At 63.7% G+C, this 12,456-nt stretch carries 5 protein-coding genes and 1 tRNA gene; 1 reads left to right on the forward strand and 5 read right to left on the reverse strand.

What is annotated here, in order from left to right; translation table 11 throughout:
• Positions 1–223: 223 nt before the first annotated feature.
• The 5 genes from P4L93_04825 to P4L93_04845 form a co-directional block, all read right to left on the reverse strand.
• Positions 224–1,927: a YCF48-related protein gene (locus tag P4L93_04825; GenBank protein ID MDR3686265.1), complete on the reverse strand. Its 1,704-nt coding sequence runs from the start codon at positions 1,925–1,927 to the stop codon at positions 224–226.
• Positions 1,928–2,161: 234 nt separating this feature from the next.
• Positions 2,162–2,236 (reverse strand) — tRNA-Val (locus tag P4L93_04830).
• A 30-nt stretch (positions 2,237–2,266) separates the two neighbouring features.
• Complete coding sequence (gene galE / locus P4L93_04835) at positions 2,267–3,247, reverse strand: UDP-glucose 4-epimerase GalE (protein MDR3686266.1); 981 nt, start codon at positions 3,245–3,247, stop codon at positions 2,267–2,269.
• Positions 3,248–3,278: 31 nt separating this feature from the next.
• On the reverse strand, positions 3,279–4,364 hold the full coding sequence (wecB, locus tag P4L93_04840; protein ID MDR3686267.1) for a UDP-N-acetylglucosamine 2-epimerase (non-hydrolyzing): 1,086 nt from the start codon (positions 4,362–4,364) through the stop codon (positions 3,279–3,281).
• Between the two features lie 13 nt (positions 4,365–4,377).
• A complete protein-coding gene (locus P4L93_04845) occupies positions 4,378–5,781 on the reverse strand; it encodes a sugar transferase (protein MDR3686268.1) in 1,404 nt (467 codons plus the stop codon).
• 339 nt (positions 5,782–6,120) lie between these two features.
• On the opposite strand from P4L93_04845, the gene P4L93_04850 reads away from it, so the two are divergent.
• The coding region (locus P4L93_04850; protein ID MDR3686269.1) for a chitobiase/beta-hexosaminidase C-terminal domain-containing protein at positions 6,121–12,456 on the forward strand (6,336 nt) is incomplete at its 3' end.

The raw sequence follows: 12,456 nt of genomic DNA on the forward strand, positions 1-12,456 counted from the left end.
CTAGAAGACAGTTCCATATTCTTCTACCAGCTGAAACGCCCCTCCGACAGCCTCCGCAGAGACCCCAAAGGGACGTTCGAAAGTGCTGGGGGCCATCGTTGATGGCTTTGTCACTCAGCAAGTAGGAACTTCCCGCCCCATAGCACCATCACCGAAGTATCCAGGGGCATCGCGGCATCGCTCGGTGGCGTTGGCCAGGCATTGGAGCGCGGAGCAGTGAGGGCTACTTCGCTGTGAACGTCCTCGTAGTCGATGCGCTGCCTGCGTAATTAGCCGAGCCCGCGAACGCAGCGTACATCTTCCACGAGCCCGCGTCGGGAAGCTTGTAGGTTGCACGCAGCCGGCCGGATGAGCTGCCCGTCATCATGAGAGCTTTGCGAAGCCTCCAGTAGTGCACCTTGACCTTCTTCATCTGCCCCTTGATCCGCTTCTTCACGATCTTGGTCTCGAAGTGCGACAGATAGACCTTGGTGATACCCGATGCAGCCGCGGCAACAGGAGAGATGTGGGTCTCGAAGGTCGCCGTTATGCCATGCTTCGGCGAAGAAGGCCGCACCGTCGGCTTGGTCAGACTAGTGTCGATGGCAAAGCTAGCGGTGAATGTGTGGTCCGCCTTTGCATTGGTGTCGGTGCGCGTAGCGGTGAGCACGCCATCCGACCAGCCAGTGAAGCGGCACCCAGCGTCGGCCTTGGCGGTCACAGCAGTGCCGTCGGCGCCGGAGGCCACGACTTGCGTCGCGCTGCCGACAATCGAGCCGTTCGGCCCAGCGATGTAGTTGAGCGTGTAGGTCGTCGTTCCTGACGGCGTTGTGACCAACGCCCAGATGGCAGCCGGGTCGGAGTTCGCGAACCCGAAGCCGAAATCGCCTCCTGCCCACACGTGGTCGGAGTCCGGCAACGCGAATCCGGTGATTGCACTACCTCCCGCCCAGCCCGGCGGATTCGGGTTGAACCCATTCCAGGTCGCTCCACCGTCCGTAGTCTCAAGGAGCGTCTCGTATGGTCCGTTGTTGGCGCAGCCGATGAAGCCGTGTTTCGTGTCAACGAAGGCGAGCGCATCCGCATACTGCGTCGTCACGTTCGAGGCCAGCAAGCTCCACGAGGCTCCGCCGTTGGTCGTCGAGTAGACGCGCGCCGCGCCCGAGAGATCGTGCTGGCTGACGACCCACCCGTGCAACGCGTCGGCAAACGAAATGGATTCGAGGAACAGGTGATCGAACGATGCGGTGCCGGAAGACTCGTCCGTCCAGCTGCCGTTCGAAAGACCAATTACGCGGCCGTAGCCGTGCTCGTCGCTGCCGCAGGCCCACCCGTGTGTCGCATCGGTCATGTGAAGCGCAAGCAGTTGGCCTTGCCCGCTGATGTCAGTCGAGCCATTGAGGACTGCTGCTGACGACCAATCCGAGCCGTTGCTCGTGGAAAGGACTTCAAGCGGAGAGCCGACCGCGACCACGTGCTGGGAGTCCACCGCCTGGACGGCGTTGAACCCTGCGCTGCCGACGGACGTGGTAACCGTCGTCCACGTCGAGCCACTGTCCGTCGTCTTGTAGATTGTGTTGTTTTCGCCAACCGCCCAGCCTGTCTGGGCGTCCGAGAAGGAGATCGCGCTGATCGATTTGTGCCAACCGACCGGCTGCACATCCTGCCATGACTTGCCGCCGTTGGTCGTCATAGAGAGTGCTTGCGCCGGGTTGCTCCCGTCGAGCAACACCCATCCGTTCGTGGCGTTGGGAAACGACACGGATACGACGGAGTCTTTCGCGCTCCAATACTGCTGAAGGACCCAGTCCGGCGGGAGACCGATGTAGCCCTGCCCGACAGGAGGCGCCGCTACCGCAAAGGCACTGCGCGCGACCAGGAGCGCCACCACCAGCGCCGAGCCGATGATTGCTGCGCGCGAGGCGCTAGCAGTCTTGCTCAGTCTCATGATCGTCCCCCAATGTACAACGCCCACCGCACTCCAGGCGGTGTGCTGGCCGTCCATCGAGGAATGAATACCCGGGTGCGGCTGAGGCCTATCGGGGCCAATCCACGCGGGTCATTGCCGTGGTGACAAACCACCGGCGCAGTGGTCTTGGCTCGATCCGTCGCGGGCGGGCTACCAGCGAAAACGCCCCTTCCGGCCTCTCCGCCGAGAGCCCGAAGGGGCGTTCAAAAGTGCTGGTGGGCGATGTAGGATTTGAACCTACGACTTCTTCCGTGTGAAGGAAGCGCTCTCCCCCTGAGCTAATCGCCCAATCTGCCGCGCAAGCGGCGAGTAGTGATTCTATCGGTAGCCGCTCGGGTGTTCAAGGTGCCAGAGCCACGCATCTCCGATGATCTCGGCCAACTCGCCGCGCTCCGGGCGCCAACCGAGTTCAGCCTCCGCCTTTTCGGCGGAAGCGACGAGCACAGCCGGGTCGCCGGCCCGGCGCGGCCCGATGGTGATCTCGACCTCACGTCCACTGACCTCGGCGCACGTGCGCACGACCTGCAGGTTGCTGTAGCCTTGGCCGTTACCTAGGTTGAACACTCCGCCTCGCCCGCCAGCGCCCAGGCTTTCAAGCCCGATATGGTGCGCGTTCGCCAGATCGAGCACGTGGATGTAGTCGCGCACGCAGGTGCCGTCCGGCGTGGGGTAGTCGTTGCCGTAGACCTCGAACCGCGCCTGGCCATCGCGCAGAGCTGTGAGTACGCGCGGGACGATGTGCGTCTCGGGCGAGTGAGCCTCCCCCATCGAGCCATCGGGCCACGCGCCGGCCACGTTGAAGTACCGGAACCGGATCGAGGCGATGGTGTGGTCGTATCGGCAGCCCTCGAGGCTCTCCTCGAAGGCAAGCTTGCTCGCTCCGTACGGGTTGACCGGCCGGGTCGGCGCATCTTCTCGAATGGGAACTGACTCAGGCTCGCCGTACACGGCGGCCGTCGACGAGAAGACGATCGCTCCCACCTCGTGTCGCTTCATCGCCTCGAGCATCACCAGCGGACCGATTGCGTTGTTACGCAGGTACTTCTCGGGCTCAGAAACCGACTCAGCCACCTCGATGTAGCCGGCCAGATGCATGACGGCGTCGCAACCGGGCAGGCACGCGTCGAGCAGCGCGGCGTCATCGACAGAGCCATGCACGAACCCCGCACGAGGATCGATGGCCTCGACATGGCCCTGCTCGAGCGTATCGAGCACCACGCAGTCGTGACCCGCGTCGAGCAGAACCCGGGTCGTTATCGAGCCAATGTAGCCGGCGCCGCCGGTAACGAGAATGCGCATGGGACGTCCCCTTCGCCGCGAGCTGCCAGCCCTAGTGCGCTAGCGGGATGATGCCGCCGAGCAGCGCGTCTACCACGCGCTTTGCAACGTCCTCGTCCCAGCGCGCCGGTGGCTGCCATTCGATTGGAGCCTCCAAGGCCGCCGAGAGCCCAGCCAGCATGTCGACCCGCGACGCCGATACCAGCCGGTTCGAGCCGATGGCGATCGTGATCTGGCGCTCGGTATTGCGACGCACGGTCACACAGGGCGTGTTGACCATGCACGTCTCCTCTTGGATGCCACCGGAGTCAGTGATGACTACGGCGGCATCGCGTTGCAGTGCGAGCATATCGAGGTAGCCCACCGGGTCGACGAGCCGCACAGCGCCCTCGGCCCCGGGCAGGCCAGCGAGCGCGAGCAGGGGCCTGGTGCGAGGATGCACGGGGAACAGCACGGGCAGGCCCGCCTCACGAAGCGCCGCTGCGATCTCGGCGAGCCGCTCGGGATGGTCGGTGTTCTCGGGACGGTGCACGGTTGCAAGGACGTACGCGCCCTTGGTCAGCCCGTATCGGGTTGCAATATCGCGATCGGCGATTCTGGGCAGGTTGCGCAGCACCGACTCCGCCATGACGTTGCCGACAAACGTGATTCGCTCGGCGACCACTCCCTCGGCGAGCAGATTTGCCTCCGCGCTCTCGACCGGGGTAAGCAGCATCGACGAGAGCTGGTCGGTCACGAGGCGATTGAGCTCCTCGGGCATGGACATGTCGCCGCTGCGCAGACCGGCCTCCAGATGCACGACGGGGATGCCGATCTTGCTCGCGGCAAGCGCACCCGCCAGCGTGGAGTTAACGTCGCCTACTACCAGCAGCGCGTCGGGCTTCTCGGCGATGAGGAGCTCCTCCAGCGCTATCATCGCTCGCCCGGTCTGTACCGCATGCGTGCCCGACCCGATGCCGAGGAACCACGTGGGCTCGGGCAACTCGAGGTCGGAGAAGAAGACGTCGGACATTGAGACGTCGTAGTGCTGGCCCGTGTGGGCGATCTGGGCGTCGATGCCCGCCTCGGCAAACGCCGGCATGAGCGGCCCGATCTTGATGAAGTTGGGGCGCGCGCCGACCACAACGATGATTCGCATGCGTGAAGCCTCTCTAGTACGCGCCGCGCGCGAAGAGCACGGCCGGGATTGTGCGGAAGATGAGCGTGAGATCCAGACCCACCGACCAGTTCTCGATGTAGAACAGGTCCAAGCGGACCATTTCGTCGAAAGTAAGAGCCGAGCGGCCCGAGACCTGCCACAGCCCAGTCATGCCGGGTACTACCTCTAGGCGGCGCCAGTCGTGCTTGCTATACAGGGCCACCTCGCGCGGAAGCGGAGGGCGAGGTCCCACGAGCGACATCTCGCCGCGAACGACGTTGATGATCTGCGGAATCTCGTCGAGCGAGAACTTCCGCAGCCACTTGCCCACGGATGTGACTCGCGGATCGGACTTCATCTTGAAGAGAGGCCCGCTCGCCTCGTCCGCTGCAACGACCTCGGCCAGGCGCGCGTCGGCGTCGGCGTACATCGACCGGAACTTGTACATCCCAAACTTCTGGCCATCGCGACCGACGCGCTCTTGGGTGTAGAGGATGGGCCCTTGGCTCGTCAGCTTGATCGCCGCAGCGATTGCCAGCCAGATGGGAAGCCCCACAACCACCACGATCGCCGAGGAAACCAAGTCGAAGAACCGCTTGGCGAGCACGTTGCCCTTCGACAACGAGATGCCTTTGACGGTGATGAGCGGCACGCCGGCAAGCTCGGTGATGATGACTCGGCTGGTCAGCACCTCAAAGAGGCCCGACGAGATGTGCACGTCGGCGTCGGACGTTCGCAGCTCAGCTATCATGCGGGCCACGACATCGTGCTCAAACGCTGTCGACGCGATCACAACGACCTCCGCGCCGAGCCGCGCGACCACCGCGGCGACCTCGCGAGCCGAGCCCACAACGGGGATATCGCCGGCGATGAAGTCCAGCGCGAGCCTCTCGGCCTGCGACGATGCGAGACATGCCACGGGGACGAGTCCGCCGCCGGGATCCGCGCGAAGAATGCGCAGGATGTCGGCCGCTTCGGCGTTGGAACCGACGATAAGCGTCTTCTGCAGCAGGCGACCGCTTTGGCGCGCCCAAGCGACCACGAGCGCAACGACGCCGCGCCCGCCCAGAACGAGGATGACCGACGCGATCCAGGTCAGGAGGGTCCAGCCACGCGACAGGCCGGGGAGTTTCGCCAAGTAGGTAACGAGAATGAGAGCGACGACGCCCAAGCTCAACGAGCGAGTGACCCGGCCAGCCACTGAAATACCCCAGGTCACCGAGTCGATGTCGTAGAGGCGAGCTAGGGCCAAGAAGAACACCCAGAGCGGCACCAAGACTGCCGCTACCTCCCAGAAGGACACCGTGAGCGTGGTGTTCTCGAACTTCACAGGCGCGGTCACCGCGCCGAAGCGAATCCAAGTGGCGGTGAGGCCGGCAACCAGGATGGCGAGCGCATCGCAGACAACAAGCGCCATGACGACAGCTATGCGCCGCTGTCTTCTCGGCGCCTGTGGCCAGCTTCCGTCTGGAGTCGCGGTGCCATGAGGAGCTGGTTGCATCGCTAGAGTGGCTCCCGGTCGCAGGGACATTTGAGCGTCGGTGGGACTAGCGACTCGGAGTATATACCAGCGACCAGCGGCGACATGAGGCGATAACCGGCGCCCACCTCGTGATTCTCCTCACATTTGTGCCCGCGAAGCCTAAGGTCGGGCGCCCCGCAGTTCGATACACAGACTGACGCGTACAAGGGCGCGTCCTGTTCGCGTTTGGCTCTGCCCGGCCTACAGGGGGTCGGCAGGATGAGGAGGAACTTCGTGGTCAGGTCGCAGTCGCGAGTCAAAGCCAGAGTAGCTTTGTCGCTCGCAGTCGCAGTTACCGCTCTTCTCGCAGCTTCAGCCTCGGCTTTCGTGGCCCCGCCTCGCGCGCTCGCCTACTATGGGCGACCCAACATTGCGGACAGCTACGAGACCTCGACTACCTACAGCTGCCAGCAGATGGACCCGGAGAGCTCCATGCAGACTGGTGGCTTCGCCACCGCCGCCGACGGCTCGATGTGGATCGCCGAGAACGACTCGAACTTCGTCTCCAACGGCCGCAGCGCGCTCGTGCACCTGTCGGGCACCGGACTGCTGATCGACACCACGCCCCTCCCGTCACAGTTCACCGGCCTCGGCGGCGCGGCGTTTGGACCCGATGGTAAGCTCTATGTCACATGCAGGACATCGCAGTCCGTGCTCGTGTACGACATCCCGACCAGGCAGGTTGTCGCTCAAGTCGGCGACTCCAGCGTCTTTGACACGCCCGTCGATCTCGAGTTCGACCGCAACGGCAATCTCTTCGTGGTTGACCCGTTCGGACACGTGACCGGCTCAACGGCCGATGGCCAAGTCGTGCGCTACAACTCTACGTTCACCTCGCACACCGCCTTTAATGCTGAGTCGAGCCCCTATGGCGCGCTCTCCTTCCCCCACGGCCTGTGCGTCGACGCTCTTAACGACGTGTGGGTGGCCGACTCGGTGAACAACCGAATCATGGAGTTCGACAACAACGGAACCGCTCTGACTGAAGTGCGGCCGCAGGACGCAGGAGCGGACGCACTTTCATCGCCCCAGGACGTCTACGTCGATGTCTACAACACGCTCTACATCGTGGATCAGAAGGACTTCGGCGATCCGTTCACCTCAGGGCGCTTCGCCCGCTACGCAGCCGACGGAACGTTTCTTGGCGAGTACAGGACCAAGCCGAACGGATTCCTGAATGGCCCGACCAAGATCTGGGTCAACTCCCCCGTCTTCAGCGGCGACGTCTTCGTGGACGATCAGATTACCGATACCGGACAGGGCGTTGCGGGCCTCGTCGAGCGCTGGTCGCTCCAAGAGGTCAATCCTGACGTGACCGCGCCGATCACGACGGTGCTTAATCCGCCCGTCGGCTGGCAGCACACCACCCAGCAGATAGCGCTCAGTGCTGAGGACACTCAATCCGGCGTGGCCAGCACCGTGTGGGGGTACTCGGCGGGTTCGCTGTCCGCCTACACGACCACGATCACCGTCGCCGCCGAGGGCACAACCACTATCTACTACCGGTCGACCGACACCTCCGGAAATGTGGAGGCCTTCAACAACATCCAGGTCAAGATCGATCGCAACGCCCCGCAGACGACCGCCGTGGGCATCCCAAACCCGCCCATCTTCTACACGACTCCCGCAGGCTCCCTGACTACTTCCGATAGCGTCTCAGGGGTGCAGAGCACTTTCTGGCGCACTGATGGCGGCTCGTGGGTCTCGGGCACCGCGCTTGTTCTGCCGAGCTCGCTGGGCACGCATACGCTGGACTACTACTCGACAGACGTTTCCGGTCTCACCGAGACCACGCATTCGGTCGCGTACCAAGTACTGAACCACACCGAGCAGGACGACGGCCGCGTGCTGAATCAGGGCACGTGGAGCACCGTGACTACGGCAGCTGCATTCGGCGGCTCATATGGAACGGCCGTGGGCTCCGGCTCACGCTCGCTCGTCACGTTCAAGGGAACCCGCCTCGACTACTACGCGACGACTGGCCCGGCGTTCGGTAAGGCAAACGTGCGCATCGACGGAGGCACCGCGACGCCGGTCGATCTGTACACCAGCTCCGTGACGTACCGAAGGCTCATCTGGACGACAGGACAGGTGTCCGACGCGACCCACACCGTCGAGATCGCCTGGAGCGGCAACAAGAACTCGTCCTCGACCTCGGCGACTATCGACGTCGACGCTGTCGACACGGTCGGCTTCGTCGGCATGGCTGACACCGATCCGCCGTCGACCGCCGCTCAGTACGCTCCTTCCAACGCGGCCACCAACTGGGTTCGCCCAGACCTCACAGTGACCCTGACCGCCTCGGACACCGTCTCCGGCGTCGATCACACGTACTACTCCAGTGACAACACCACTCCAAGCCTGATCTACTCGAATCCCCTGACATTCAGTGCTGACGGCGTTACGACGTTCAAGTACCGTTCCGTCGACCGCGTTGGCAACACCGAGCCCGTTCACACGGCAACGCTGCGCGTGGACGGTACCGCCCCAATCACGACGTGCACCGTTCTTCCCAGCTACGCTAGCTCCGCGACGATCATGCTGGTGCCTACGGACGCCGGATCCGGCGTCGCTCAGACGCGCTACAGCCTCGATGGTTCGGCGGCCACCAGCGGCACTGTGATGGTGACCACGGCGGTAGGCAGCCACACCCTCGCCTTTGGCTCCACGGACATCGCTGGAAACGTTGAACCGACTCAAACAGTCGCATTCGATGTGCTGTCCCAGAACGACCAGACGAGCCCGATGGCTTACTACCGCGGCCCGTGGTCGACAGGCTCGGTGGCGGGCAGCTACGGCGGCACCACGGCCTCCCTGAACTCCGCCGGCGGCGCGTATTTCTCATTCACAGGAACGCGCGTTGACCTTCGGTCCGTGATGGGCCCGAACATGGGCGACGCGCAGGTCAACATCGACGGCGCCTCCGCAGGTACGATCGACTACTACGCAACTTCTACCGGCTCGCCGCAAGTGGTGTTCTCGGCGACGGGACTGGCAAACACGTCTCACACCGTCCAGCTTCTGTGGCTCGGGAGCAAGAACCCGTCCTCCAGCGGCACTTCGATCGGCCTAGACGCCATCGACCTGCTCGGCAACCTGACGGCGGACACCCAGGCGCCGGTGACTGGCGACAATACTGATGGCCTGTGGCACAAGGACTCGTTCACGCTGGCGCTCACGCCCTCCGACCAAGGCAGCTGGGTCGCAACCACTTACGCGAGTATCGCTGGCAGCACCACGGTGTACACCGCTCCGATGCTTATCACCGCCGAGGGAACCACGACCGTGGACTTCTGGTCCGTCGACGGCGCCGGCAATAGAGAAGCGACGCACACGGTTCAAGTACTGGTGGACAACGTCGACCCGAACTCATGGGACAACCTCCCAACGACCTGGCAGCACACCCCGATCACCGTGACCCTCTCCGCAAGCGACTCGGAGTCGGGAGTCCAGAAGATCCTGTACACGGTCGGTCTTAGCGCCGAGACCCTCTACTCCGCCCCCTTCGTGGTCAGCCAAGAGGGGTCGATTCCGGTCGAGTACTACGCAGTGGACAAGGCGTCCAATACTGAGGCGCTCAACACCGCGTACGCGCTCGTCGACCTGAGCGCGCCGATCACCACCGACAACGCACCGGCCGGCTGGGTCAGGAACCCGGTCGACGTGAGCTTGAACGCTACCGACACCTACTCCGGGGTCGCCCAGACGATCTACGGCCTCAACGGTGCGGCACCGTCTATCGTCGCAACCTCGCCCATTCATATCGCGACCGAAGGCACAACGAGCATCGCCTATCGATCGAGCGACGTCGCGGGCAATGTTGAGAGCACTCGGACAACCACTGTCCGCATCGACAGCACAGCTCCTGTGACTACATCCAACGCAGCATCCAGCTACGCGACCACCGGCACCGTTATCCTCACGCCGACAGACTCGGCTTCAGGCGTTGCCAGCACGCAATGGCGCATCGATAGCGGCTCGTGGACCACCGGCACCGTGGCGACCCTCCCGCTCGTCGCCGGTCAGCACGTGCTTCAATGGGCCTCGACTGACGTCGCAGGTAACGTCGAAGCGACACGCTCGGCGACCTACCAGATGATGCAGCGCTGGGAGCAGACCGACAGTCGCATGTATTTCAAGGGCAGCTGGTCTACGAGCAGCAGCCCTTCCTACTCCGGACACTCCATGGCGAGCGTCAACGCGACGCAGTGCTCGCTGTTCTTCAACTTCACTGGTACGCGCTTCGACATCATCGGCTCGTCGGGCCCGGCCTTCGGGTACGCCAAGGTCACCGTTGACGGTACCAACGTGGGCAACGCCGACTTCTACTCGGCGACTCCCGCGGACAGCGCGCTGATTCTCTCGACTGCCGGCCTGGCCAACTCATCGCACATCGTCCGTATCGACTGGACAGGCACCAAGAACGCAGCATCGACGGGGACGGGAATCTCCATCGACGCGATCGACATGATCGGCCAGATCACCAGCGACACAGTCGCGCCGGTGACGACCTCAGACGCCACCTCGGCCTGGCGCGCCACCAACGCGACCATCACGTTGACCGCCAATGACGTCAACTCCTTCGTGGCCAACAGCTTCTACCGGATTGGCAGTACCACGACAACGTACGCGGCTCCCTTCGTGATTTCTGCCGAGGGAACCACCGGCGTGCAGTTCTGGTCCGTCGACGGCGCAGGCAACATCGAGACGAGCACCGTCACCAGCGTGCGTATCGACAAGACCGCGCCCGTGACCTCAGACGACTCCACGAGCTCATGGCAAAAGGGACCCGTCAACGTCCATCTGACTTCAACCGACTCCCTCTCAGGGGTCGCAGCGGTCTACTTCTCGCTCGATGGATCTAATCCCAGCCGAGTGGCCACTGGCGGGCTGGTCACCATCTCGGCCGAAGGCACGACGACACTCAAGTACAAGGCCGTTGACGCCGTCGGCAATACCGAGAGCATCAAGACCGCAACCATCAGGATCGACAACACCGTCCCGGGAACCACGGACAACGCCTCCCCCAGCTGGGTCAAAGCTCCGGCCACCGTCACGCTGACCTCGTCAGACGCGCTGTCGGGCATAGCGAATACCTACTACTCGACCGACGGCTCGAACCCGGCGACCGTCGCATCCGGGCCCTTGAGCATCTCCACAGACGGCACGACCACGCTCAAGTACTACTCGCGCGACAACGCAGGAAACGCCGAGACCACCAAGACCGTTGCAGTCAAGGTCGACGCTGCGGCACCAGTCACTACTGTGACGGTGCAGCCGGAGTACTCGGGCTCCGCCACTATCGCGCTTGCCGCGAGCGATCCCGAGTCAGGCGTCTCGTCCACGCACTGGCGCTTTGATGGCAGCGCGTGGGCGACCGGCAGCGTGGCGACCACCTCGACCGGCGGCACTCATCTACTCGAGTTCTACTCGGTGGATGGGGTGGGTAACGTCGAGAGCGTCAAGAGCGCGACGTTCGACCTGGCGGTGCGCACGGAGAGCAGCGCTTTGAACCCGACGCCAAAGTCAGTCTGGACAACGAGTTCGAACGCCAGCGACTCCGCGGGGAGCGAACGCTACACGACCTACAACGGCGCCTACTGCGCATTCACATTCATGGGCACTGGTTTCCACCTGATCGGCCGCAAGGACGCGTACGGCGGCACTGGGACCATCACCGTGGACGGCAATGCAACGTACACGGTCAACTTCTACAACGCCTCGACCCAGTACCAGCAAGTGATTCAGACCGTGACCGGCCTGCCCGACGAGCAGCATGTCGTCACTCTCACCTGCTCAAACGGCCTTGGTAAGCGTGTCCATTTCGATGCCGTGGACTTGATCGGCTACCTTACGACGAGCACGGACAACTCGCCGCCGATCACCGTCGACAACACGGACGGCTTGTGGCACAACGCCCCGTTCGCGTTCGCCCTGGTCGCCGACGATACGCAGCACAACGTCGCAAACACCTACTACGCGCTCAACGGCGGAGCCCTCCAGTCCTACGTAGGCACATTCACGATCTCAACCGACGGAACGAACAGCGTCGACTACTACTCCGTGGACTCGAAAGGCAACACCGAGGCCACCAACACGGCCTACGTCCTGATCGATAGAAGCGCACCTGTCTCCTCGAGCGATGTAGCCACCGGTTGGCTCGCTGCACCAACAACCGTGCACCTGTCTGCCACCGACCCGTACTCGGGCGTGGCCGGGACGCGCTATGGCGTGAACGGCTCGGCCGCCGCGACCTACACCACCGGCATAGGAGTAGCTGCCGAGGGCACGACGACGATCGCGTTCGCCTCGGTCGACAACGTCGGCAACCTCGAAGCGACGAAAACGGCCATGGTGCGCCTCGACTTCACGGCCCCGGTCACGAGCTCCAACGCCACGAGCTCCTACCTCAACACCGCCACGATCACTCTGACGCCTGTCGACGCCGGGTCCGGCGTGGCACAGACGCTGTGGTCCCTGGACGGCAGCGCGTCGACGAGCGGCACCGTGGTCACGACCACGGCCGTGGGCTCGCACACGCTGACCTACTCCTCGACGGACAAGGTGGGA

Source organism: Coriobacteriia bacterium (assembly GCA_031292615.1).
In the GTDB taxonomy this organism is placed as follows: domain Bacteria; phylum Actinomycetota; class Coriobacteriia; order Anaerosomatales; family JAAXUF01; genus JARLGT01.